The sequence below is a fragment of the Variovorax ureilyticus genome (genome assembly GCF_037889935.1).
In the GTDB taxonomy this organism is placed as follows: Bacteria; Pseudomonadota; Gammaproteobacteria; order Burkholderiales; family Burkholderiaceae_C; genus Variovorax; species Variovorax ureilyticus.
Map to the genome: position 1 here is coordinate 181414 of NZ_JBBKZU010000002.1, position 25336 is coordinate 206749.

Below are 25336 nucleotides of genomic sequence, written 5' to 3' on the forward strand. Positions count from 1 at the left end.
TCGGGCAGGGCGATTCGTCATTGCTTGTCTCCTGAAGTGGATGGAGGAAGTCTAGGAATCGGCGGCCCGTCTGCGGATAATCCACCCGCGTTTTCCGATAACGCAGCGTTATCGGAGCGGCTGCGCCCTCATGCGGCGGGAATCTTCAAGGAGGCGGCCATGGCCCTGCGGCTGGATGACATCGATTACTTCCTGGCGGTGGCCGAGCACGGCCAGGTGCGCCGGGCGGCGGCGGCGCTCGGCCTTTCGCAGCCCGCGCTGACCAAGGGCCTGCAGCGGCTCGAAAAGGAACTCGGATTTCCGCTGTTCGAGCGCGGCGCGCGCGGCATGACGCTCACGCCCGTTGCGGAGCAATTCCGCCAGCGCACGCAAACCCTGCGCACGAGCCTCGGCGACGCGATCAAGGAGGCCTCCGACCTGCACCTCGGCGCGATGGGCCTGCTGCGCGTCGGCGTGTCGCCGCTGTACGCGGAGCGGCTGTTCGTTCCGGCGTGCCTCCAGCTCCACCAGCAGCGCCCGGCCGCGCGCCTGCGCGTGATGGTCAACCTGAACGATGCGCTGCTCGGGGCGCTGCGGCTGGGCGATCTGGACCTCAGCATCAACGCGATTCCGCGCGTGTTGTCCGAAGATCTCGAAGCGGTGCCGCTGATGAACGACGACCTGTGCATGGTGGTGCGCGAAGACCATCCGCTGCTGCTGCGGCGGCGCGTGCGGCTGCAGGACCTGCTGGATGCGCACTGGATGCTGCCGGGGCCCGGCGTGGCCGGACGTCGCGGCGTCGAGGCGCGGCTGGCGGAGGCGGGCATGCCGCCGCCGCGCGTTGCGGTCGAGGTGAGCAACACCGCGTCGCAGCTCAGCCGGCTCCTGATCCGCAGCGATCTCGTGGCGCTGATGAGCCAGGCGATGCTGGACGGGCCCGCCGGCGAAGGTCTCGCGCCGCTGCCCTTCGCGGAGGCACGCTTCGCGCGGGAGATCGGCGCATTGATGCGCAAGGACCATGTGCTGTCACCGCTGGCCCGGCGCTTCCTCGAAATCCTGCGCGAGACCGCTGGTCCGCGCGCTTGAACAGACTCAGACCGAGCGCATCAGCCCGCCGTCGACACGGATGTTCTGCCCGGTGATGTAGCCGGCGCCCTCGGAGGCGAGAAATGCGATGGTCGCCGCGACCTCCTCGCGCTTGCCGTAGCGCTTCATCGGCACGGAATCGCGGCGGTGCTCCGTGGCGGGGAGGCTGTCGATCCAGCCCGGCAGCACGTTGTTCATGCGGACGTTGTCGGCCGCGTAGGTGTCCGCGAAGATCTTGGTGAACGACGCCAGCCCGGCGCGGAACACCGCGGAGGTCGGGAAGAGGGCGCTCGGCTCGAAGGTCCACGCGGTCGAGATGTTGATGATCGCGCCGGCCTTCTGCTGCTGCATCACTGGCGCGACGAGGCGCGTGGGGCGGATGACGTTCATCAGGTAGGTGTCCATGCCGCGATGCCAGTCCTCGTCGGTGATGTCGAGGATCTGCGCGCGCGGGCCGTGCCCGGCGCTGTTGACCAGCACGTCGATGCGGCCCCATTGGTTCGTCGCGAGATCGACGAGCCGGCGCAGGTCGTCGGTCGACTGGTTCGAGCCGGTGAGGCCGATGCCGCCGAGCCGCTGGGCCAGCGCTTCGCCCTTGCCGGACGAAGAGAGGATCGCGACCTTGAAGCCGTCGGCCGCGAGGCGTTCGGCGGCGGCCGCGCCCATGCCGCTGCCGCCGGCGGTGATGAGTGCCACTTTGTCGGATGTCATTGCTTGTTCCTGTTGATGGATGCGATGCGCCGCATGCTAGAGCAGTGCGGCGAGCAGGCTTGCAATGCCGATCCCGACGGCTGCCAGCGCGTCGCCGGCGATCAGGCCGCCGCCGAAGAGGGAGGCGCTGCCCATGTCCTGCGGCACGTCCCTGCGCCTTGCGCCGCGCGCATCGAGCAGGCTGCCCGCCACGCCGCCTGCGCCGAGCCAGAGCGAGGTCGGCAGGTTGACGAAGCCGCCGAACGACAACGCATAGGGCGAAGGCAGCACGATCGCATCGAGCACGAAACTGCGCGGGCGCAGCCACTTGCGCAGCACCTCGATCACCGCACCGGCCGCGACCCCGATCGCGACGGCGGTGCGCTGGTAGGTCATCTCGTCGGTCAGGCCCCGCAGCACGCCCACGAGCTTGTACGTCATGGCCGAGCCCCATTCGGCGGGCTGCTGGTCGGCCTTCATCACGGTCTGGTCCTGCAGCAGCACCGGGTACGCGGCCATGAAGAGGCGCGCGAACACCACTGCCATCGTCGCGCCCATCAGGATGCCGAGCACCTGATAGCGGAACTGCAACGCACGCGGCGTGCCGAGCCGCCAGCCGGTGGAGCGGTCCTGCTGCATGTCGCAGGCGACGCTGGTCGCCACCAGCAGCACGGCGCCGGCCATCAGGCCCACGCCGGGATCCCGCAGGCCGAGCGCCGCGAGGATGACGACCGTGACCACGAAGGCCGACGAGATCGGGTTGGAATCGCTGATGCCCACGGAGATCCCGTTCACCAGCGCGAAGAGAAACACCAGCGCCACGGCCACGGCGAGATAGAACACCGGCTGGCCGAGCAGCGCATGACCGCAGACGACGGTGGCGATCGCCCAGAACAGCACCCACAGCACGAGGCGCGCGGTGTTCACGCGCTTCCAGTCGTCGACGGCAGGGATCGGCGCACTCGCAGCCGCCTCACGCCGCGCACGCGGCAGTGCCCGCGCGAAGATCAGCCAGAGGTCGATGAGCGCCGCACCCATGATGGTGCCCAGCGCGATGAGAAACATGATCTTGCGCGGCGGATCGCCGGGCTGCAGCCAGCCGATGTTCACGAAGTAGGGCTTCAGCGCGACCCCGATCAATCCGCCCACGACCGCCGGGACGCCGATCCGTGCGCCGATCACCAGTCCCGCGCCGAAGGTGGATGCAGAGAGTTCGATCGCGCCGAGCAGCGGCAGGCGACTCGTCGCGAGCCCGGACACGAGGCCCACGGCCGTGCCGCTCCCAAGCTGCGTCACCGAACGGCGCAACAGACCGGGATCGGTCAGCGCACGGAGGATGTTCGCGACCGCCAGACCCGACGGAAAAGTCAGCCGCATGCGATCCACCAGCACCGGCGTGTAGAGCATGCCCACGCCGACGCCGAACATGCCCACGCAGGTGAGGTACAGCACCATCTGCCAGGCCGGGGGCTGCGGCAGGCCCATCCATGCCATGGCCTGCAGCAGCACGCCGAGGCCGCTCATGCTCGCGACGGACGCCGCGGCGGTCTGGATGTAGTTCGCGCCGTGGCGCCCGGCGGCTCCGTAGCCCGCGGTCACGGCGGACCCCAGCAGGCCCGCCAGCACTTGCCCGCCGACGAAGAAGCCGAGCGAGAAGTTCATGTAGGCCGCAGTCACCCCCGCCAGCGGGCCGAGCACGAACATGCCTGCCACCGCAAGCAGCAGGTGGTAGCGCCAGCTGCCTTCCGCAGGCAGCCAACGCCAATGCGGGTTGGTGCTCCGGTCCATGGTCAGGCGCGACCGGAGTTGTGTCGCCGCTATGCGCGCAGGCGCAGGTTCAGTTGGTCGACCAGTTCGGCCCAGTCCGCGTCCTCGTTGATCTCTTCGCGAAGGAAGCGCGCCTGGGACGGCGTCCAGAACGGGGCGTCCGGAAGAGGGACGTTGTCGGCAAGAGGTCGATGCGTTGCGATGAACGTTTCGATCTCCCCATGCGAATCGGGCAGGCCGAGCTGGCTGAAGAGGTCTCTGAGCGTGTGGTTCGAAAGTTCCATGAGGCTGCGCTCCAGTGCATCGGGTGATCGGGCCGGACGGCGGGTCGGGCCGAAACGGCGTGGGCGAACGACGATGTTGCCAGATTGTGCGAGGCCGCCGCTATCATCCTGAACGCCGATTGCGGACCCTGCAGAACCGCTCGAACTGAATCCATCCATGGAGACGGCCCATGACCACCGCACCCACCACGGCAACCCGCCTGCGCGAGTTCGACGACCTGCCCGGCCCGCGCGGCGTACCGGTGTTCGGCAACCTGCTCCAGGTCGACTCCACCCGCCTGCACCTGCAGCTCGAACAGTGGTGCGAGGTGTACGGCCCGATCTACAAGCTGCGCCTGGGGCCCCGCAGCGCGGTGGTGGTGGGCGACCATGAATTGATTGCCGCGGCCCTGCGCGACCGACCCGACGGTTTTCGCCGCACCACCAAGCTCGAGCAGGTCTGGACCGAGCTCGGCCTCACGGGCGGCGTCTTCGGCGCCAATGGCGAGTCCTGGCGGCGGCAGCGACGCATGGTCATGGCCGCCTTCGATCCCGGACATGTCCGGCGCTACCACCCGGCGCTTCAGCGCGTCGCGCTGCGCCTGGTCGAGCGCTGGCAGCAGGCCGCGCGCCAGGGCGCCGCCATCGACCTGCGCGAGGACCTGATGCGCTTCACGGTGGATGCGATCGCCGGCCTGGCCTTCGGCGCCGAGGTGAACACGCTGCAGAGTGGGGAGGACGTGATTCAGGAGCACCTGAACCGCCTCTTCCCGGCCGTGTTCAAACGCATCTTCGCGCCCCTACCGACGTGGCGATGGTTCCCGTCGGCCGAAGATCGCGCCCTCGTGCGCAGCGTGGCCGAAGTGAACGCGGCGGTCGACGGCTTCATCGCGCAAGGCCGCAAGCGGTTGCAGGAGAACCCGGCGCTGCGCGAGCATCCGTCCAACCTGCTGGAGGCCATGCTGGTGGCGGCGGACGAGCCCGACAGCGGCATGGACGACAGGCAGGTCGCGGGTAACGTGCTCACCATGCTGCTGGCAGGCGAAGACACCACCGCGAACACGCTGGCGTGGATGATCCACCTGCTGTGGCAGAACCCCGATGCCCTGGCCAAGGCCACCGCGGAAGCGCGCCGGGTGTGTGCCGACGGGCAGCCGCCCACCATCGACCAGATCGGCCAACTGGACTACATCGAGGCCTGCGCCCACGAATCCATGCGCCTGAAGCCGGTGGCGCCGCAGAACACCATGCAGGCCCTGCGCGACACCACGCTGGGCGACGTGCACATCCCGGCCGGCATGCTGGTGATGGCGGTCATGCGTCGCGACGCGGTGAGCGAAGCGCACGTCCACGATGCGGCCCGCTTCAGCCCCGAACGCTGGCTCGCCGACGACCACCCCAATCAGAGCGCCAGCGCCGCCAAGCGCATCTCGATGCCCTTCGGCGCCGGCCCGCGCATCTGCCCCGGACGATATCTCGCCTTGGTCGAGATCAAGATGGCGATGGCGGTCCTGCTGAGCCGTTTCGACATCCTGGACGTCGGGACGGCCACCGGCGAGGAGCCGCGCGAGCTGCTCCAGCTGGCCATGGCGCCGGTCGGGTTGAAGATGCGTGTGCGGGAGCACGGCACGTCCGGCTGAGCGCGGAGGTTCCACGAACCCGGTGCTAGGATGACCGGCGGGGCCCGTCGGGGCCCGCACCATCATCCAAGGAGACAACGTGGGAGAACTGCTCTCTCTCCTGCGCTTCAGCGCCGGATCGGGTCACATCTGGCTCGACGAGCAACGCATGCTGCTGCTGCACGCGAGGGCCTTTGCCGAGCTGCGCAAGGAACTGCTGGATTCGCTGGGTGTCGAGCGCGCCCGCGGGCTGCTGGTGCGGATGGGCTTCGCCTCCGGCCAGCGCGACGGCGAACTGGCCGTCAAGGAACGCCGCAGCGGCCTTCGCACCGAGGATGCATTCATGCTCGGGCCGCGGCTGCATTCCATCGAGGGCATCGTCAGCGTCGAGAAGGTTCACATCGACATGGACCTCGCGACGAAGCACTTCTACGGCGAATTCCTCTGGGAGAACTCCTGGGAGTGCGAGTCCCACGTCGCCGAGTTCGGCTACGGCGAGGACCCGCAGTGCTGGTCGCAGATCGGCTATGCCTCGGGCTACACCAGCGCCTTCATGGGCCGCCTCGTCGTGTTCAAGGAAATCGAATGCACCAGCATGGGCGACAGCCGCTGCCGCATCATCGGCCAGCCGGCGGAGGCCTGGCAGGACGAACACTACCTGGACTACTTCCGCCAGCACCACGTGGCGCAGAAGCTGATCGAGTTCAACCTCGGCCTCGAGCATGTGCGCAGCCTGCAGCCGCGGCGCGAGTACGACCAGAAGCTGGTCGGCGTCTCGCCCGGCTTTCGTGCGTCCTTCGACTTGCTGCGCAGCGCGGCGGACACCGCGATCACGGTATTGCTGCTCGGAGAAACCGGTGTCGGCAAGGAAATCTTCGCGCGCTGGCTGCACGACAACGGCCCGCGCGCGCGGCAGCCTTTCATCGCGGTCAACTGCGCGGCGATCCCGGCTGAGCTGATCGAGGCCGAACTCTTTGGCGTCGAGAAGGGCGCCTACACCGGCGCACACCACGCGCGTGCCGGCCGCTTCGAGCGCGCGCACGGCGGCACGCTGTTCCTCGACGAGGCCGGCGACCTGCCGCCGGCCACGCAGGTCAAGTTGCTGCGCGTGCTGCAGACCGGCGAGATCGAACGCCTCGGCGCCGAGCAGCCCACGAAGGTGGACGTGCGCATCGTCGCCGCGACCAACGTCAACCTGCAGGACGCCATGAAGGCCGGGCGCTTCCGCAGCGACCTGTTCTATCGGCTCAACACCTTCCCGATCACCATCCCGCCGCTGCGCGAGCGCACCGCCGACATTCCCGCGCTGGTGATGCGCTTCGTCGACAAGTTCAGCGCGCTCTACGGCAAGAAGCTGCGCGGCCTCACCGACAAGGCGATGCGCGAAGTCATGCGCCATGCATGGCCGGGCAACATCCGCGAGCTGGAGAACGTGATCGAGCGCGCGGTGCTGCTCGCGCCGGACCATGCCGACATCGAGGCCGCGCACCTGTGGATCACGCCGCCGGAGGCCTCCGGCAGCCCGGCCGGCGAGGCGGAAGCCGGCGACGACGCGCTCGACGTGTTCTGCGAGAAGCTGCTCGACCAGAAGATCGACCTCGCGTCCCTCGAACAGCGCCTCATGCAGTTCGCGATGCAGCGCGCCAAGGGGAATCTCTCGCAGGCCGCGCGGCTGCTCGGCATCACGCGGCCGCAACTGGCCTACCGGCTCAAGAAGGAAGGCCTGCCGCCGGCCTAGGATCGCGTACACGGTTGTTCATTTGCAGGTGAGTTCGAATGGACCAGATCTCCTTGGCTTTCAACCGAGCCTTCTGCCCAACCAGTTTTTCCTTGTTCCGCGGCCACCCACGGCTGGTGGCTGGTCTCTGGATTCAAGCAGTCCGCGATGCCACTCCGCGCCTCTGCCTCTTCCGCTGCCGCACCTCCGGATCGCAAATGGGTCCGACCGCCTGCCGAAGATTTCTGGCCGGCACTGGGGTGCCCAAGGTAGGGAAAAGTGCATTGCGCTTTTTGTGTGTCTCCTTGACACCGGATGCCGCGGCTTCTCGCCCCGCGCCGCGGCATGTCCGCGATGCGGTTCGCAACTCAATTCAACCCAAGCGCCTTGAGCCGGCGGTAGAGCGTACGTTCACTCAGGCCCAGCCTCTCGGCCATTTCGACCCGTGTGTACCGGCCTGTCTGAAACAGCGCTTTCAGGTCGCTGACGCTGTCCTTGCCATCTGATGGCATCGGGCCGCCCGTGGCGACGGGACTCGCGGGACCGGCTTCTCCGTGGCTCGCGAAGTCCGGCAAATGTTCGGCATGCACAACGCCGTCATCTGCAAAGAGCCGCGCTCGCTCCAACACATTGCGAAGCTCGCGGATGTTGCCGGGCCAGTCGTGGGACTGCAGACGCGCCATCGCGGCGGGCTCGACCGTGACCCGACGCTCGGCAGAGCCCCCCCTTTGCAGGAAGGAATCGACAAGCAAGGGAATATCCGAGACGCGATCGCGCAGCGGTGGCAGGTAGATCGGAAATGCACTGATGCGGTAGTAGAGATCCTGGCGGAATCGACCGTCGGCCACCATCTGTTGAAGAGGCTTGTGAGTCGCGGAGATCAACCGGAAGTTGGCCCTCTGCGTTTCAAGACTGCCCACACGGCGAAAGGTGCCCGATTCGATCAGGCGCAGCAGCTTCACCTGCATCGCCAAAGGCACATCGCCCATTTCGTCCAGGAAAAGCGTGCCGCCGTCGGCGGTCTCGACCAAGCCCTTCTTGCGCGTGTTGGCTCCGGTGAACGCGCCCTTTTCGTAGCCGAACAACTCGCTCTCGAACAGCGTCTCGGTCAGACCCGAACAGTCCACCACGACGAAGGGGCCGCCGGCCCGTTCGCTCGCCTCATGGATCGCACGCGCGAAGAGCTCCTTGCCCGTGCCAGACTCGCCGAGCAGGAGGACCGGCAGCATGGATGGCGCCACCCGCTGCACCGCCGAGAGTGCCGCGTTGAAGGCAGGCGCGCGACCCACCAGCCCTCTGGCACTCGGACTTGCCGACGCGCTGTGCACGGTCACAAGGCGCTCGACATAGGCCACCACCTCGCCGCGGGCATCGAGGATCGGTCGCAGGGAGACATCCACATGCTCGGGTCCGCGCGGCGTGTGATGGATGTGCAGCACGCGGTCCGGACCCTTGAGCTCGAACGCCCGTCTCATCGGGCAGTGCTCACCCGCCTGATCGCACGGCACTTCGTAGTGATGCGAAATGCGAAAGCACTTGTGCCCGATGTAGGGGCTGCCCACCGTGGCGAACTGACGCTGATAGGCCGTGTTCGCCGCCAGGATGTTGTAGTCCGGATCGAGCACGATCATCGGCTGCGCTTCGTGCTCGAGGTACGAGATCAGCGCTTGCACTTGAGGCCCCGAATCCATGGCGCCGGCTCGGGCCGGTTGGACAGCAGCCTCGTATGGACTCGGACCCAGTGCGGCGGGGTCCTTGTGTAGTTCGACGTCTGGCATCGCGAGCAAATCCGGGAAATCGACCGATTGTGCGCCTGTCTGCCAAAGGCTGCCAAAAGTGGCAGTCCGCACTGCCACTCTCTCTGCCACGTCTGCCGCCATTTCGATGCTCAAGCATCGCTCCCCAGGAGAAGCACCGAAAAAATCTCTTTCATATCAATGACTTGCGTCCGGCCCAGCGGGTCCGTCGAAGGTGGCATGGCTCTTGATATAGAGCCTGTGTGACGGCCTGACGGCCATCACCACTGGTTCAACCAACAGGAGACGCATCATGAAGAGGAACGAGGGCACCCTGGACCGCACACTGCGTGTCGCCATTGGCGTGCTTCTGATCGGCTTGGCGGCGACGAACGCAATCGGCGCGTGGGGCTATGTGGGCATCGTGCCGTTGCTGACTGGCGTGGTCGGTATGTGTCCCCTCTACGGACTGCTTCGAATCAATACCTGTTCGAACAACCGGCATTGAAGACTGGACATCGATCATGAACACCTCACCCAACATGCAGGTCGAAGGTTTCTTCGACCCCGCCACCTGGACCATCAGCTACATCGTCCTCGACCAGAGGACGCGGGCCTGCGCCCTGATCGACAGCGTGCTGGACTACGACCCGAAGTCGGGCCGCACGGGCCATGCGAGCGCCGATCGGTTGATCGCTCGCGTGACTGAACTCGGCGCGACCGTGCAATGGATCCTCGAAACCCACGTACATGCCGACCACCTCTCGGCGGCGCCTTACCTGAAGGACGCGCTGGGCGGCCAGCTCGGGATCGGCCAGCAGATCACGACAGTGCAACAGGTCTTCGGGTCTCTGTTCAATTCCGGCGACGAATTCGCGCGCGACGGCCGCCAGTTCGATCACCTCTTCGCGGATGACGAGAGCTTCAGCATCGGCAGCCTGAAGGCTCGCGCCATCCACACGCCGGGCCATACCCCCGCCTGCATGACGTACGTGGTGAGCGACCCGGAAGACGCGGCTCTGGCCAGCGCCGCCTTCGTGGGTGACACGCTCTTCATGCCCGACTACGGTACGGCGCGCTGTGACTTCCCGGGGGGCGATGCCCGTACCTTGTATCGCTCCATCAACAAGGTGCTGAGCCTGCCTCGCGAAACCCGGCTCTACATGTGTCATGACTATCAGCCTGGCGGCCGGGAGGTGCAGTTCGCCACCACGGTCGCCGAGGAGCGCGAGAAGAACATCCATGTGCGCGACGGCATCAGCGAGGAAGAGTTCGTCGCAATGAGGCACGCCCGCGACCTCACGCTGGGCATGCCGACGCTGATCCTGCCGTCGGTGCAGGTCAACATGCGAGCGGGACAGTTGCCCGAACCCGAAGACAACGGCACGCGCTACATCAAGATTCCCTTGGACGCGGTGTAGCCCGCGGCACGACGCAAAGGTGGCCCGACAGAGTCACACGACGCACCAGGAGACAATGCCATGGACATCAAGTCATTGACCGGCGAACTGTCGGTCTCCCCCCAGATCGTCGGCGCCGACATGCAGGCCATCGCGGAGGCGGGATTCCGGTCCGTGATCTGCAATCGCCCGGATGGCGAAGGATCCGATCAACCCGTCTTCAGCGAGATCGAACTTGCGGCCCGCGAGCAGGGGCTGCAGGTGCGCTACCTGCCAGCCGAGTCAGGCAAAGTCACCGACCAACAGGGCGCGGCCTTCGGCGCCTTGATGGCGGAGCTTCCAAAGCCGGTGTTGGCCTTCTGCCGCACCGGCATGCGCTCCACGACGATGTGGGCGCTTTCACAGGCTGGGCGGATTCCGCTGCCGGAGATCATCGAGCGCGCTTCCAGGGCCGGCTTCGACCTGAAGGGCGTCGTGCGCCGCATCGTCAACGGCGGAAAGACACCGATCGAGGTGGCCGATGCGACGCACGAGGTGGTCATCATCGGTGGCGGCGCAGCGGGCATCGCCGTCGCGTCCAGCCTGCTGGCGCGCAGCCCGAATCTCGACATCGCCATCATCGATCCGGCAGACATCCACTACTACCAGCCGGGGTGGACGATGGTCGGGGCCGGCGTCTTCGACGCGGCGACCACGGCGCGCACGATGGCATCTGTGTTGCCGCGCGGCGTGCATTGGATCAAGTCGGCCGTGGCCGCCTTCGAGCCGGAGCGCGACGCGGTCGTCCTCGATGGCTGCCGCGTGGTCAAGTACAAGCAACTCGTGGTGTGCCCTGGACTCAAGCTCGATTGGCATGGCATCGACGGCCTTTCAGAGACGCTGGGCCGCAATGGCGTGACCTCCAACTACCGGTATGACCTGGCGCCCTACACTTGGCAGCTGGTGCAGCAACTGCATCGCGGCAAGGCCATCTTCACGCAGCCACCGATGCCCATCAAGTGTGCAGGTGCGCCTCAGAAGGCCATGTACATGTCGGCTGACCACTGGCGGCGCACAGGAGTGCTGGGCGCGATCGACATCCAGTTCTGCAACGCCGGTGCGGTGCTCTTCGGTGTGAGCGAATACGTGCCTGCGCTGATGGAATACGTTGCGACCTACGGCATTGGCCTGAACTTCGGGCAGACGCTGGTCTCCGTGGATGGACCTTCAAGGAAGGCCTGCTTCAGCCAGGCGAACGCCGACGGGACGAAGCAACTGGTCACGCGCGAGTTCGACATGATCCATGTCGCGCCGCCACAGAAAGCACCTGACTTCGTTCGCGTCGGTCCGCTGGCGGATGCAGCGGGATGGGTCGACATCGATCCTGCGACCCTGCGGCACAAGACTTTCGCCAACATCTTCGCGCTCGGGGACGCAGGAAATACTTCCAACGCCAAGACGGCGGCCGCCGCCCGCAAGCAGGCACCCGTGGTGGCGCACAACCTGCTCGCCACGCGGGGCGAGGCCAAGGGTGAAGCCACTTATGACGGCTACGGCTCATGCCCGTTGACGGTCGAGCGCGGCAAGATCGTTCTGGCCGAGTTCACTTACGGCGGCAAGCTCGCGCCGAGCTTCCCGAAATGGCTCATCGACGGCACGCGTCCATCCACACTGGCCTGGTACCTCAAGGAGCGTGTTCTGCCGCCTTTGTACTGGCAGGCGATGCTCAAGGGGCGCGAGTGGCTGGCGCAGCCCGAGATGACCACGTAGGAGGCTTTGCGATATGGAAGTGGCTCTGCTCGGATTCGGCCTCGGCACGGTGGTTGGCTTCATCCTGGCGCTCACCGGTGCCGGCGGCGGCATCCTCGCGGTGCCGCTGCTGGTATTCGGATTGCACATGTCGATCATGCAGGCCGCTCCGGTCGGGCTCATTGCCGTGGGCGCCGCGTCCGCGTTCGGAGCGGTGCTCGGACTGCGCAAGCGTCTTGTGCGGTATCGCGCCGCTGCGCTGATCGGCGTGACGGGCATGCTGCTGGCGCCGCTGGGCTTGCGGCTGGGGCGTGTCATTCCCAATGCACCTTTGATGGTGGCGTTCTCCTTCGTACTTGCCTGGGTCGCGTGGCGGATGTTCAACCAGGCGCGGCGCGACGCCGGGCCTCGCTCGGAGGTGCATGCATCGTCGAAGCTCCCGTGCGTACTCCGTCCCGGCGAGGGCCGTCTCATCTGGACCCTTCCGTGCGCCTGGGTACTCGCTGGAACGGGTGTCGTGTCGGGCCTGCTCAGCGGCCTGCTGGGAGTCGGTGGCGGCTTCGTCATCGTGCCTTCGCTCAGCCGCTACACGAATGTCGCAATGCCCGGCATCTTCGCGACGTCCCTGGCAGTGATTGCGCTGGTGTCCGTAGGCGGGGTGGCCTCCGCAGCCTGGCAGGGATCGATCGTCTGGCCGATCGCCATACCATTCGCCGTTGGCGCCGTCGCGGCCCTGCTCGCGGGAAGATTGGTCGCCGCCCGTTTGGCTGGCGCCCGACTCCAGCAAGCCTTCGCCGTGATCAGTGGCGCGGTGTCGGTGCTGCTGCTGGCCCGCGGGCTGGGCTGGATCGCTGCGTAGAGTCGGAGGGCCTGGTCTTTCGCTACGGTTTGACAGGCGTCAACACCCAGACCAGCCGTCCAATTTGGTTCTTTGGGCGTCCAGGTAGAAGCGGCGCGGCGAGCGAAATATTCACCTACTTGGCGATGTCGACATCGCAGGGCGTGACCTCGCTGCGCGAGACATTCACCCAGGCCTTCGGGAAGGCAGGTTTGTCAGGCGAGGAGATCGCCGTCGTCTACGAGCGTCCAGAAGGATGACGGGTCGCGGGCTATCGGCACGCTACTTGACCCAAAGGGAAAGGCCATCGCGGCCATTCGCAGCGCAAAGGGGCAGTGAGCATCGTCACCGAGTGTCGGCTCCTTGTCGAACTGAGCCGCGGGAGTGCAGCGCTAGCGGCCTCCAAGCAGGCGACCACCGAGGACTGCATACTGGTGCTCTGCCGCCTGTCGTAGCGCCCGTTGCGTTCCACCCGCGTGGCCTTCGGCTCTTCGTTTTCGGCACTTTCCTCCCATGCTCAAATCGACCCGGTCCTCAAAGGTCTGCGGACCGAGAGCAACGGGGCCATGCACAATGTTGACTCAATCAGACTCGATCATTGCCATGCGCATCCTTTTGGCTGAAGACGAGACCGGTCTGGCAACCTGGCTCACCCGCGCCCTGGAGCAGAGCGATTTTCGGGTCGATTGGGTGGCCGATGGGCGGATGGTGCGGCGCGCGGTCAGGGACACTCGCTACGACGCATTGATCCTCGACCTGGGTTTGCCGGGCCTGGGCGGCCACGAAGTTCTGGCGGATCTTCGCGCCGCCGACCAGCGCATGCCCATCCTGATCCTCACGGCACGTGACTCGCTCATGGAGCGCGTGAGCAGCCTGACCGAAGGCGCCGACGACTTTCTGGCCAAGCCTTTCGAACTCGCCGAGCTGGAAGCGCGGCTGATCGCCCTCATTCGCCGCTCGCGCGGAGGGGCTCATCCGCGCTTTGCGTGCGGGCCGTTGGCGTACGACACTGGAACCAAGCAGTTCGTGCTGGGACATGAAAGCCTGATGCTGACGCCGCGTGAACATGCGGTGCTGCGCACGCTGATCCAGCACAGCGGCCAGCCACTGTCCAAGCAGGAGATCCTCGAGCGGGTCTTCTCCGACGAACGGGACGTCAGTCCGGAAGCCATCGAAGTGCTGGTGCATCGACTGCGCAAGCGCCTGGAGGCGAGCCCCGTGCGCATCACCACGTTGCGCGGCCTCGGCTACGTGCTCGAAGCCGGCACATGACCTTTGCGCCCTGGTACGGAGCAAGCCTGCGGCGCAAGCTGCTGCTCGTGCTGTTGCCGGGCATGCTGCTTCTCGTCATCGCCGAGCTTTGGCTCACATGGCGCACCTCCCTGGACGCGGCCAACGCGGCCTACGACCGCTCGCTGCTCGGAGCCATCAAGGCCATCGACGCAAACATCTCGACGGAAAGCGGCGGCCTGTCGGTTGAACTGCCCTATCGCATGCTTGAGTTCTTCGAGCTGACTGCGAGCGGGCAGGTCTACTACCGCGTCGCGACTGAAGACGCATTGGTCGAGATCGGCAACGCGGACCTGCCGTCGCCAAGCGGCGCACTGGTGACTGGCCAGCCTCGCTTCGAGGATTCGCGCTACTTCGACGAAGCGGTGCGCGTGGGCACCTATGCACGCGTGCTCAACGAGCCCATTGGGGGCGGCAAGCGCGACCAGCGCGTGATCATTCAGGTGGCCGAGACGCTGGGCTCACGCACCACCTTCACCCGCAGCCTCGTGTGGCAGTCGGTGCAGCGCGACGTGCTCCTCATCCTCCTGGCCAGCGCGCTGCTCGCCGTCGCAATTGGCTGGGCGCTGAAGCCGCTGCGGCGTCTGCACGATGAAGTGCGCTCGCGCGCGGCGCAGGATCTTGCGCCACTGGACACCGTGGATATTCCGGCGGACGTCCGTCCGTTGGTCGACGCGATCAACCACCATGTCGTGCGCAATCGCACGCTTACGGAAGCGCGACGGCGCTTCATCGACGACGCCTCGCATCAACTGCGTACGCCACTGGCCACGCTGGCGACACAGGTCGGCTACGCGCTGCGCGAGCCCGATCCGGAGCGCATGCGAGACGCGCTGACGGCCGTGAAGACGCAGCTCGACGAAGCGGTGCGCCAGACCAACCAGATGCTGTCATTGGCGCGCACGGACGCCGTCGACCTGGAACTGGAACAGATCGACCTGGTCGCATTGGCCCGACAAAGTACCCGCGACTGGTGGCCGGCGGCACGCGATAGCGGCATCGACCTGGGCTTCGACAGCGCCTGCGAGAGGCTCGATCTGCCCGCGCATGCCGCCCTGCTGCGCGAGGCACTCGCCAACCTGCTGCACAACGCGATCCGCTACTCGCCGCGCGGCGGCGAAGTCACCGTCGCCATACGCCGGGACGATCGGGCGGCCTTTCTCGAAGTCATCGACTCCGGGCCGGGCATCCCCGCGGATGAACTCCCGCGCGCCGGCGAGCGCTTTTTCCGGGCGAGCAACATGACGCTGCCCGGCTCTGGCCTCGGCCTGGCGATCGTCCGCTCGATCGCCCAGCGCCACGGCGGCAGCATGCGACTGGCGGGCGGCAAGGACGGTCGCGGCCTGGTCGTGTCCATCGAACTGCCCATCGCGCCATAACTCGGGTTTTCACCTATGTTTTGCCGAATTTTCTGAAAGCGGCCTGAAAGCCCCGTCTCGATACAGTGACCCCACTCCAAAGAGACAAGCTCCGATGCGAAACGCCATCCAACCTCTGCTGCCACTGCTGTTCGCGCTGTGCGGGGGCGCCATGCCCGCCCACGCGCTCGAACTCGACAAGACGCAGTGCGTCGCTGGCGCCAAGCCGGGGGGCGGCTTCGACGTGACCTGCAAGCTCGCGCAGGCCGGCTTGCTGGAGGGGCGCTACATCCAGGCGCCGATGCGCATCAGCTACCTGCCCGGCGGCATCGGCGCGCTCGCCTTCAACGCCTTCGTGACGCAGCGGCCTGCCGAACCAGAGACGCTGGTGGCCTTCTCCAGCGGTTCGCTGCTAAACCTCGGGCAGGGCAAGTTCGGTCCTCACGACGCCTCCGATGTGCGCTGGGTCGCGGGCGTGGCGGCCGACTATGGCGTGGTGATCGTGGCGGAGAGTTCGCCCTTCAAGACGCTCAAGGACCTGATGACTGCCATCAAGGCCGACCCGTCGAAGATCGTGTTCGGCGCAGGCGGTACCGTCGGCAGCCAGGACTGGATCAAGTCGGCGATGACGGCCCGCGCCGCCGGCGTCCATCATCGCAACATGCGCCTGGTCGCCCTCGAGGGCGGCGGCGAGGCGCTGATGGCGCTGCAGGGCAACCATGTGCAGGTCTACACGGGCGACGCCTCGGAAACCGCGACACGGATCGCCGCCGGCGCGCCGATCCGGATTCTGGCGGTGATGTCCGAAGAGCGCCTGCCCGGCCGGTTGGCCCAGGTGCCGACGGCGCGCGAGGCGGGCTTCGATCTGGTCTGGCCGATCGTGCGCGGCTTCTATGTCGGTCCGAAGGTCAGTGACGCGGACTACAAGGCCTGGGTCGATGTGTTCACCCGAATGCTCGCCAGCAAGCCTTTCGAGCAGTTGCGTAGCGAACGCGGGCTGTACGCGTTCTCGATGACAGGCCCGGAGCTCGATGCCTACGTGAAGCGCAGCGTGAGCAGCTATCGCAAGGTGGCCGAGGAGTTCGGCCTCAAGGTCGCCAGGTAGCCAGCGGCACCCACGACCCCACTCCCTGATTGCCAGTGACCGGTGCCGTCCAGCACCGGCCCGGGCGGAGCTTTGTCTTTTTCAACTTCAAAGGAGCGTTCCTATGCAACTCACCGGCATGCTGTATGGCGCCAAACTGCTCGAACACGTGGACTTCCCCACCTCCGACGTGCTCGGGCCGGATGCCTCGGAAGGGCAGATCCAGGATCTCATCAAGCGTCATGGACAGGTCTTCATCAAGCCGCTCTTCCGTGGCGGCGTGGGCAAGAAGGGCAAGTCGGGTCTGATCGGCAAGGCGAGTGACCTGAAGACGGCGCTGGCAGAGAAGGAGCGTCTGTACTTCGCGGAGCACCGGCATGGCAATGCCACGGCCAAGGCCAACGGCGTGACCTTCGAGGGCGGTGTGCCCGCCGAACACGAGATCTACTTCTCGATCACGGACGACACGCGATTTCGCGCACCCACCATCACCATCACGCACAAGGGCGGTGTCGACATCGAGGAGTTGGGCAAGGACGAGATCCGCACCGTTCCCTTCGACGCCCTCACGGGCCTGAAGGCCTTCGTCATCGCCAATGCGCTGAGCGACATCGGTGCGCCACGCGAGGTCATTTCACCGCTCGTCCAGCACCTGCCCAAGCTGTGGGAGCTGATGCATCACTACGGCATGACGACGCTGGAGCTCAATCCGATCCGGATGCGACCGGACAAGAACGGCCGTCTTACACCGGTGGCCTGCGACTTCAAGTGCGGCTTCGACCGCGATGACCCGCGCGTGGCACGCCTGGGACTGCCCGACCACGTCTTCGCGGCCGACGTCTCCGCCTTCGAACAGGAGGTGAACGAACTGCGCACGCACCAGGGCCAGTCGGACGTGTTCGTCATCAACGAGAAGGGCTCGATCCTGGCACCCACCTTCGGTGGCGGCGCCAACAGCCTCGTGACCGAGGTGCTGGGCGAAGCCGCCAGCATCTCGTCGGACTTCGGTGGCAATCCGCCCTACGAAAAGATGAAGCAGGTCGCGCGCATCTGCTATCGGCACTTCCTGCGGCAGTCCAACGTGCTGTTCATCATCGGCGGCAAGTCGAACAACACCGACATCCACGAGACGCTGCGTGCGATGGGCGACGCGCTGCGCGAGCACTTCTCGGAGCACGGACCGACACCGCTGTATGTGGTGGTCGGACGCGGCGGGCCAAACCTGGTCCGCGGCTTCGGGGCCCTGGCGGAGGCCTGCGATGCGCTCGGCGTGCCCTACCGCTTCTTCGGCTTCGACAGTGCGATCTCCGAGGTCGTGAACTACGCGAAGAGGGTGGACGAATGGATGAAGGCCGAAGGGCGCGCGCAGATCGCCGCGCATCTGGGCATCGCTCCGTCGACCGCCAACACCAACGTCCACTGAGAGGAATCACGGTCATGCACAACCAAGCCAACGGGGCCTCGTCCTCTTCGCACTACTACCTCGGCATCCACTCGCTCGCAGACCTCGCCACGCGCGGCGACCGCGTCTGCGTTCTCAACATCCTGGGCGGCGAATCACGCCAGGTCACGCCCACGAGCCATGTGTTCTCGGGCGGCAACGTGGTCTTCGGCACTTCACCGGGACGCAGCGGGCAGTCCCTCAAGACGGCCATGGGTGACATCCCCGTTTTCAACAACGTGCGCGAGGGTCTAGACGCCGGCCACGCCTTCAACACCGGCGTGGTCTACCTGCCGCCCTCGGGCGTGCGTGACGGCGTGGCCGAACTCATCCGCGTGAACCCCGAGTTGAAGAAGATCGTCATCATCACGGAGAAGATCGCGGTGCACGATGCACGCGAGATCCGCGCCATGGCGCAGCAGCGCGGCGTCGACATCATCGGCGGCAACTGCCTGGGCGTGGCCGACTCGTGGAGCCGTACGCGCATCGGGGGCGCACTCGGTGGCGACCATCCGGAGGAATCGCTGCTGCAGGGCACCGTGGCCATCTTCTCGAACTCCGGTGGCTTCACGAGCACGATCGCGCAATACCTCTCGACGGAAGGCTGGGGCACGACCACGCTGGTCTCGTCGGGCAAGGACGTCTACATCCATTACGCAGCGCGCGACTTCGCGCATGCGTTTCGCAATGACGGACGCTCCCGCGCCGCCGTTCTCTACGTCGAGCCCGGCGGCTACTACGAGCAGGACCTCGATTTCGGCAAGCCCGTGGTGGCCTGCGTGGTGGGGCGGTGGAAGTCCAAGCTGAGCCGAGCCGTCGGGCACGCCGGTGCGATGGCCGGCTCGGGCGACCGCGCCGAGGACAAGGAGCGCTGGTTCATGGAGGCCTTCGGCGTGGACGGCCTCTACACGCCCGAGAACCCCATCGTCTCGCGCAAGGGCGCGGTAGTGACCAACATCGCGCACATCCCCGCAGCGCTGACGGCCGTGATGAAGTTGAGCGGCGCCAAGCCCGACTTCGCGCCGCGCGGCAGCCTCGTCCTCAAGCCTTGGATGGCCAACGACCAGGGCATTGCACTCCCAGCGGCCCTCGCGCTCGAGCCCGTCGCCGCGCCGGAACCCTACGCAGCGCAGATCGCGGAACTCGCCGCGCAGGTGGGCGCCGTGATCGCACGGCAGAACATGAAGGACCGCTCCGGAGCGTCCGTGATGGACTCGAAGACGCAGGTGACGTCGGTGCACGGCAAGTCCGTGCTCGAACTCGCGCTCGAACCGTTGCAGGCCAACTTCGCGCTGCCTCTGGTGCACGAGGTCGCAGGTCCGAACGATCGGGCACTGCTCGACATCGCCGTCGCTGCCGAAGTGAACCTGGTAGGCGATCCCATCCTGGTGGCCGCAGACGCGGCGCGCGACGCCGGCAACTCGCCCAACACCGTGATGGCTGCAGCCGTCGCCATCGTCGGACCGCGCCGCGTGAATCGCACGCTCGCCTGCAGCCGTGCGCTGATCGAGTTGTTCGCCGGTTCGGGCCTGAAGGATGGTCACGACGAGCGCTTCGACTTCAGGCATCTCCCGATCGATCCAGCCGTGCGCGAACTCTTCATGGCAGGACCGGAAGAAGCCGACGACCCGCGCCCGGCCGCCATGCTCGAAGCCGTGCGGCAGCGCGGAGCCAAGTCGGTCTTCCTGCGTTTCGTGCAGGCGCTGGACGGCCCGCCGTCGCGCGACGCGCTGCTCGCGGCGATCGCCACGACGATCGCCTGGGGCCCGCTGGTGCGCAAGCGCATCAGCCGACTCACGGCCGAAACCTTGCCCTGGTACCTGCGCCTGTACGGGGTGATGGTCGGCGCATCGATCCCGGGCGAACGGCATCAGGCGGGATCGCTCTGCGGCATCTCGCGCGAAGAACGCTTCGGCCACTGGACCATGGCCGACCTGTGCTTCCTGGCCATCACCGGCAAGAAGCCCAGTGCGGACGAATCGCGGCCTCTGCAGATGCTGATCGGACTGCTGATCTCCAACGGACCGGGCTCCATCTCGGCCCAGGGTGCGAAAGGCGCCGTTGCGGCGGACGGCCCGCAGACGCCGGGCCGCGTCCAGATCAACAAGGCCATGGCCGGCTTCCTCACGCACACCGGCTACAGCCACGGCGGCAACGGCTTCGAGGGCATGGCCTTCCTGCTGGAACAGTTCAGGTCCAGCGGCCTGACCGATCCGACCGACCCTTCGCACGGACTGGACCTCAAGGCCATGGCGACTGCATTCGCCAGGACCTACAAGGCAGACAAGCGCGCAGCGAAGGAACTGGGCAGCGAAATGCGCGCCTTGCCGGGTGTGCATCACCCCGTGTTCAAGGGCAAGCCGGTCAACCACGATCCGCGCGAGCGCTTCATTGCCTGCTACATGGCGCAGCAGGGCGCCTACAACGTCTTCCACGCCTACTACCTGGAACTGGTGCAGGCGCTCTATGCGAACGGCGCCACGCCTTACGTCTTCTGCGTGAACGTCGATGCCGTCATCGCGGCCCTGCTTCTTGCGCTGCTGTGGAAGGACTACAAGGCCGGCGCGCTGACCGAGCGCGACCTCGAAGCCGCCGCGTTCACCGTCTTCCTCTACGGCCGAATGATCGGCGCCGCCGCTGAGATCGACGACCACCTCAACCGTGGCCGGAACATGGACACGCGCACGCCCGAGGCGTCGTGTTCCTTCGTGATGTGACCCATGACCTTCTTTGGAGAACCTCGATGAACACCCATTCCCTCGCGTCGCAGCCGATCGAGAAGTCGGCCCTGGAGAAGGCCACCATGCGGCGGGTCGCCCTGCGCATCCTGCCTTTCCTGATGCTGTGCTACTTCATCGCCTACGTGGACCGCGTCAACGCCGGCTTCGCGGCGCTGCAGATGAACAAGGATCTCGGGCTTTCGCAGGCCATGTTCGGACTGGGCGGCAGCCTGTTCTTCATTGCCTACATCCTGTTCGAGATTCCCAGCAATCTCGCACTGCAGAAATTCGGCGCGCGGTTGTGGATCGCGCGGATCATGGTCACCTGGGGCGTCATCGGTGCACTGGCCGCATTCGCCGTCGGGCCGTACTCGTTCTACCTCGGCCGGTTCCTTCTCGGAGCTGCAGAAGCCGGGTTCTTTCCGGGCGTCATCCTGTACCTGACCTACTGGTTTCCCAAGGAATATCGCGGCCGCATCGTGGCCACTTTCATGGTGGCGATCCCCATCTCCAGCCTCCTCGGATCGCCTATCTCGGCTGCACTGCTGGGCACCGATGGCTGGCTAGGGTTGCGCGGTTGGCAGTGGCTCTTCATTCTCGAGGCGATCCCTGCCGTGGTGCTTGGCGTCATGGTGTTCTTCGTCCTGCCGAACCGCCCCGACAACGCGAAATGGTTGACCCATGAACAACGCGAGTGGCTCAACGCCCGGCTGGAATCCGAGAAGCAGGAGGCCAAGCCCGTCGCCCACATGTCGGTGCTGCGGATCCTGAAGAACAAGTACGTGCTGGCGCTGGCCATCGTGTATGCCGGCAGTTCTGCCACCAGCAATGCGCTCTCGCTGTGGCAGCCGCAGATTCTGAAGTCGCTCGGTCTCACCACCATGGAGACTGGCTTGATGAACGGCATTCCCTTTGCCGTGGCGTCCATCATCATGGTGCTGTGGGGCCGTCGCGCCGACAAGTCGGGCGAGCGCATCTGGAACACGGCTCTGCCCCTTGCCCTGACCTCCGCCTGCCTGCTGGCGACACAGCTGACGGCCGGCTCGCTCGCCGCAACGATGGTGCTGCTGACCTTCGTGCTCGTGGGCACCTATTCGATCAAGGGTCCGTTCTGGGCGCTGTCGACCGAGTGGCTTTCAGCTGGCAGCGCCGCTGCAGGCATCGCTGCCATCAACACGCTGGCCCATATCGGCACATCGGGCGCCACATGGACGCTAGGGGCCATCAAGGACGCGACCGGAAGCTACCCGCTGGCGCTCATGCCGCTCGCACTGCTGACGGCTCTGGGCGCAGCCATCGTCATCTGGATGGGTCGCAGCCAGGCGCGTGATGCCGCTGCCTCGGCCATTCCGCTGCCTGCCGCCGGCGCATCAACCCGTACTGCCTGATCTCAACCAAAGGAGAACCTCCGTGAACACGTTCCGTTTGACCCGCCGCAGCGCCTTGCATCTGGGCGCTGCCCTGCCCGCAGCTGCTCTGCTGCCAATGGTGGCAAGAGCCCAGACTGCTTGGCCGAGCAGATCAGTGCGCCTTGTGGTGCCCTTCGCACCGGGAGGGAGCTCGGAGATCGTGGCGCGAGCGACCGCCGCCGAATTGACCACGCTTCTTGGCCAGAGCGTCTACGTCGATAACAAGCCAGGCGGCGCAGGCAATGTCGCAATGAGCGAAGTGGCTCGGGCCGACGACCAGCACACATTGGTGCTCGGGCACATTGGCACCATCGCGGTCAATCCGTTCATCTTCCCGAAGTTGCCCTACGACCCGGACAAGGCGTTCAGGCCGATCTCGCTGCTCTCCAAAGTGCCGAGCCTGTATGTCGTGCGGCCCGACCTGCCCGCCAAGAATCTCAAGGAATTCGTTGCCCTCGCCAGATCCAAGCCGGGCGCGTTGAACTACGGCTCCGCAGGCAACGGCAGCGCGGGGCATCTCGCCTTCGAATACCTGAAGATGGTGAGCGACACCGACATCCTCCACGTAGCCTACCGAGGCACCGGACCCCAGCTCACCGACTTGATGGGCGGGCGCGTGGATGCCGCCGCAGTCGGAGCACCCGCCGTGATGGCATTCATCAAGTCGGGCAAGGTGCGCTGCATTGCGACTGGCACGAGCCAGCGGCTGGCGCAACTGCCCGATGTCCCCACCGTGGCGGAGCAAGGCTACCCCGGCTTCGAGATGACACAGTGGTACGGGCTTCTTGCGCCGGCCTCGTTGCCCCAGGCGAATGCCGACAAGCTCTCGGCGGCGGCGGCGCGTGCGGTCAAGGCGCCCGCGGCATTGAACCTCTTCGAGTCCGAAGCCGCGATTCCGGTAGGGAGCACGGGCGCAGAGTTCCAGTCATTCATCGAATCCGAAAAGCAACGGTGGAAGCCTGTGATTGCGCGGGCGAAAATCAAGCCTGACTGAGGATCGCTGGCGTTGCACAGTGGGGAGCACACCGCCAAAGGCAGCCGCCTCGCAGCGTGGCTTGGTCACTCGACCGGAGCAGTGGGAATGACTGCTCGCCGCTCCGGCATCGACATTTGAAAGAGGCCAAGCGAAGGACTGCAGCTGGCCGCATTCGGATATCGGCCGACTATTCCTGCCATCATGGAAAGGTCAAGTCCAGACCGAGCATCCTGCCAAGGCCGAAGGTGAGGAGCGAGAGGCCCAGGAGCGATAGCACGAAGATTGCGGCCACCTTGCCGCCCGCGCGTAGCACCGGGCTCTGCTTCCCCTTCTTCCCTCGCTCATAGTGCCACTTGATGGCGAAGAACATGCCCGTGCCGAACACGAGAACCTTGAACGTAACGAAGACTATCGGGACCCAATCCATCATTTTGAGTATCTCCAAGCTATTTCCCGACACCCTGGTTAAAGGCATCTCTGTTTGGTCCTGGCCGGTTCAAGGCGATCGGCGTTTGCCCCGACTGGAGCGCACTCGATTCAAGCGTTGGCTCGGTAGATGACATTGAACTGCTCGCCAGCTTCTGCCGTAAGAATGTCATTCGCGGGCTTCCAAACCCGATCGCGTCCTTTTCCGACGCGACTCGCGCCGTATGGCAGCCCTCTTGCGGCCATCAACGCGCCAATCTCATGTCCAGTGGAACAGTTCGGTCGACGACAAGCCTGCGCCGATGAACAGACCCCTTGGCGCGCCTTGCGTTTTCACCATTTGATCAAGCTGCACTGCAGCAAATGATCAATCGATTATCCGGGACAACCCGCACTCCCAGGCGGGTGGCGATCCCGACTTCATACAAATCAATCACTTAGCCGCGCTGGCACGGCCGTTGCGCCTTATTGCACGGGCGGCGCGGTTGCTGCCCGACAAGTGATGGATTGAACAAATGAAGTCTTCCACCCCAGCCTGCGGCCCTCGGAGTGCCGGCGAAATGACCGGACAACGCTGCTTCGTGCGCGTCACCGGCACGCGCGATGCGCGCTTCGTCGAGTTCGAGTTCGCCATCGGCGATCCGGCGCTGGCGGTGGAACTCGTCATGCAGTTCGACCAGTTCCGCGAGTTCTGCGCGTGCCACGCGGTCAGCCACCTGACGCCCGAGGAGGGCGCCCGGATCGACTACGAACGCATGAAGTGGCGCTACGGCGCGCCGGGCATCGAACACTGACCTTCAAGGAGACCCCTCGTGCAAGTCGACATCAAGACCTCCGACATCCGGCCGATCCGGCAGACCTTCTCGCATGTGGCGCGGCGGCTCGGCGACAAGCCCGCCTCGCGCTACCAGGAAGCCACGCTGGACATGCAGCCCACGGCCAACTTCCACTACCGGCCGCTGTGGCAGCCCGAGTACGAGCTCTACGACAAGCGCCGCACCACGATCGTCATGGCCGACTGGTACAGCTTCAAGGACCCGCGCCACTACTACTACGGCGTCTACACCATGGCGCGCGCACGGCAGCAGGAGGGCGCCGACCGGCAGTTCGAGTTCGCCGAGAAGCGCAGCCTGCTCGCGCAGGCGGATCCGCAGACGCGCGAATCGCTGCAGCAGGTGATGGTGCCGCTGCGCCACTACGAGTGGGGCGCCAACATGAACATGAGCTACTGCTGCGGCTATGGCTACGGCACGGCGGTGACGCAGGCCTTCATCTTCGCCGCGATGGACCGCCTCGGCATCGCGCAGTACATGTCGCGCATCGGCCTGCAGGTGGACGGCAACACGGGTGCCGCACTCGACGCGGGCAAGCAGGCGTGGCTTGCGCACCCGGCGTGGCAGGGCGTGCGCCGCACGATGGAGAAGCTCTTCGTCACCAAGGACTGGTTCGAGGTGTTCGTCGCGCAAAGCCTGGTGTTCGACGGCCTGATGTATCCGCTGATCCACCGCCGCTACGTGAACGCGCACAGCGCCGCCAGCGGCCATGCGCTCGCGATGCTCACCGAGTTCCCCAACGAATGGTTCGACGAGACCGCGCGCTGGGTCGATGCGACCGTGAAGACCGCCGTCGACGAATCGCCGGCCAACGCCGCGCAGCTCTCGCGCTGGTACGTGCAGTGGCGCGACGAGATCGCCGAGGCGCTGCAGCCGCTCGCCGCGCTCGCGCTGCACGACACGGGCGCGGGCGTGCTCGCCAGCCTCGTCACCGAACTCGATGCGCGCGCCGCGCGTCTCGGCATCCAGAAGTGAA

21 protein-coding genes and 1 pseudogene are annotated in these 25336 nt (G+C 66.0%); 16 read left to right on the top strand and 6 right to left on the bottom strand.

The window, feature by feature from the left end:
• Window positions 1-159: 159 nt before the first annotated feature.
• Window positions 160-1065 (top strand): LysR family transcriptional regulator, encoded by a 906-nt coding sequence (locus tag WKW77_RS05230; RefSeq protein WP_340355783.1) that lies wholly within the window; start codon window positions 160-162, stop codon window positions 1063-1065.
• A gap of 6 nt (window positions 1066-1071) precedes the next feature.
• On the opposite strand, the gene WKW77_RS05235 is transcribed toward WKW77_RS05230, so the two are convergent.
• The 3 genes from WKW77_RS05235 to WKW77_RS05245 are packed head-to-tail and all read right to left on the bottom strand — an operon-like array spanning window position 1072 to window position 3806.
• Window positions 1072-1776, bottom strand: coding sequence for an SDR family oxidoreductase (locus tag WKW77_RS05235; protein ID WP_340355784.1), 705 nt, complete (start codon window positions 1774-1776; stop codon window positions 1072-1074).
• A 36-nt stretch (window positions 1777-1812) separates the two neighbouring features.
• A complete protein-coding gene (locus tag WKW77_RS05240; RefSeq protein WP_340355785.1) occupies window positions 1813-3543 on the bottom strand; it encodes an OPT/YSL family transporter in 1731 nt (576 codons plus the stop codon).
• Window positions 3544-3572: 29 nt separating this feature from the next.
• Complete coding sequence (locus WKW77_RS05245) at window positions 3573-3806, bottom strand: DUF2789 domain-containing protein (RefSeq protein WP_340355786.1); 234 nt, start codon at window positions 3804-3806, stop codon at window positions 3573-3575.
• 170 nt (window positions 3807-3976) lie between these two features.
• Between WKW77_RS05245 and WKW77_RS05250 the strand changes: the two genes are divergently transcribed.
• Window positions 3977-5425 carry a cytochrome P450 gene (locus WKW77_RS05250; protein WP_340355787.1) on the top strand — a complete coding sequence of 483 codons (1449 nt, stop codon included), beginning with the start codon at window positions 3977-3979 and terminating at the stop codon, window positions 5423-5425.
• A gap of 79 nt (window positions 5426-5504) precedes the next feature.
• Window positions 5505-7142: a sigma 54-interacting transcriptional regulator gene (locus WKW77_RS05255; protein WP_340355788.1), complete on the top strand. Its 1638-nt coding sequence runs from the start codon at window positions 5505-5507 to the stop codon at window positions 7140-7142.
• A gap of 347 nt (window positions 7143-7489) precedes the next feature.
• Here WKW77_RS05255 and WKW77_RS34985 read toward each other — a convergent pair whose 3' ends face one another.
• Window positions 7490-7633: a helix-turn-helix domain-containing protein gene (locus WKW77_RS34985; protein ID WP_422823151.1), complete on the bottom strand. Its 144-nt coding sequence runs from the start codon at window positions 7631-7633 to the stop codon at window positions 7490-7492.
• A gap of 56 nt (window positions 7634-7689) precedes the next feature.
• Window positions 7690-8812, bottom strand: a pseudogene (locus WKW77_RS05260) (sigma-54 interaction domain-containing protein); the annotation flags it as partial.
• A 358-nt stretch (window positions 8813-9170) separates the two neighbouring features.
• Here WKW77_RS05260 and WKW77_RS05265 point away from each other — a divergent pair.
• The 11 genes from WKW77_RS05265 to WKW77_RS05315 all read left to right on the top strand — a co-directional run bounded on the left by WKW77_RS05265 (window position 9171) and on the right by WKW77_RS05315 (window position 23119).
• Window positions 9171-9365, top strand: coding sequence for a YgaP family membrane protein (locus tag WKW77_RS05265; protein WP_340355789.1), 195 nt, complete (start codon window positions 9171-9173; stop codon window positions 9363-9365).
• 16 nt (window positions 9366-9381) lie between these two features.
• Window positions 9382-10278 carry an MBL fold metallo-hydrolase gene (locus WKW77_RS05270; RefSeq protein WP_340355790.1) on the top strand — a complete coding sequence of 299 codons (897 nt, stop codon included), beginning with the start codon at window positions 9382-9384 and terminating at the stop codon, window positions 10276-10278.
• Window positions 10279-10338: 60 nt separating this feature from the next.
• On the top strand, window positions 10339-12006 hold the full coding sequence (locus WKW77_RS05275; protein WP_340355791.1) for a bifunctional protein tyrosine phosphatase family protein/NAD(P)/FAD-dependent oxidoreductase: 1668 nt from the start codon (window positions 10339-10341) through the stop codon (window positions 12004-12006).
• Window positions 12007-12019: 13 nt separating this feature from the next.
• Window positions 12020-12844: a sulfite exporter TauE/SafE family protein gene (locus tag WKW77_RS05280; protein WP_340355792.1), complete on the top strand. Its 825-nt coding sequence runs from the start codon at window positions 12020-12022 to the stop codon at window positions 12842-12844.
• Between the two features lie 582 nt (window positions 12845-13426).
• Complete coding sequence (locus WKW77_RS05285) at window positions 13427-14095, top strand: response regulator (protein ID WP_340356195.1); 669 nt, start codon at window positions 13427-13429, stop codon at window positions 14093-14095.
• Window positions 14092-15492, top strand: a complete 1401-nt coding sequence (locus tag WKW77_RS05290; RefSeq protein ID WP_340355793.1) for a sensor histidine kinase — start codon at window positions 14092-14094, stop codon at window positions 15490-15492. Before WKW77_RS05285 ends, WKW77_RS05290 begins: the two co-directional genes overlap by 4 nt.
• A gap of 94 nt (window positions 15493-15586) precedes the next feature.
• Window positions 15587-16576, top strand: coding sequence for a Bug family tripartite tricarboxylate transporter substrate binding protein (locus tag WKW77_RS05295; RefSeq protein WP_340355794.1), 990 nt, complete (start codon window positions 15587-15589; stop codon window positions 16574-16576).
• A 103-nt stretch (window positions 16577-16679) separates the two neighbouring features.
• Window positions 16680-17978 (top strand): ATP citrate lyase citrate-binding domain-containing protein, encoded by a 1299-nt coding sequence (locus WKW77_RS05300; protein ID WP_340355795.1) that lies wholly within the window; start codon window positions 16680-16682, stop codon window positions 17976-17978.
• Window positions 17979-17992: 14 nt separating this feature from the next.
• Window positions 17993-20713: a CoA-binding protein gene (locus WKW77_RS05305; protein ID WP_340355796.1), complete on the top strand. Its 2721-nt coding sequence runs from the start codon at window positions 17993-17995 to the stop codon at window positions 20711-20713.
• Window positions 20714-20739: 26 nt separating this feature from the next.
• A complete protein-coding gene (locus WKW77_RS05310) occupies window positions 20740-22104 on the top strand; it encodes an MFS transporter (protein ID WP_340355797.1) in 1365 nt (454 codons plus the stop codon).
• A 22-nt stretch (window positions 22105-22126) separates the two neighbouring features.
• Complete coding sequence (locus tag WKW77_RS05315) at window positions 22127-23119, top strand: Bug family tripartite tricarboxylate transporter substrate binding protein (protein ID WP_422823152.1); 993 nt, start codon at window positions 22127-22129, stop codon at window positions 23117-23119.
• A 181-nt stretch (window positions 23120-23300) separates the two neighbouring features.
• On the opposite strand, the gene WKW77_RS05320 is transcribed toward WKW77_RS05315, so the two are convergent.
• A complete protein-coding gene (locus WKW77_RS05320) occupies window positions 23301-23531 on the bottom strand; it encodes a hypothetical protein (RefSeq protein ID WP_340355799.1) in 231 nt (76 codons plus the stop codon).
• Between the two features lie 556 nt (window positions 23532-24087).
• On the opposite strand from WKW77_RS05320, the gene WKW77_RS05325 reads away from it, so the two are divergent.
• On the top strand, window positions 24088-24321 hold the full coding sequence (locus WKW77_RS05325; protein WP_340355800.1) for a phenol hydroxylase subunit: 234 nt from the start codon (window positions 24088-24090) through the stop codon (window positions 24319-24321).
• 18 nt (window positions 24322-24339) lie between these two features.
• Window positions 24340-25335: an aromatic/alkene monooxygenase hydroxylase subunit beta gene (locus tag WKW77_RS05330; RefSeq protein ID WP_340355801.1), complete on the top strand. Its 996-nt coding sequence runs from the start codon at window positions 24340-24342 to the stop codon at window positions 25333-25335.
• The last annotated feature ends 1 nt before the right edge of the window (window position 25336 follow it).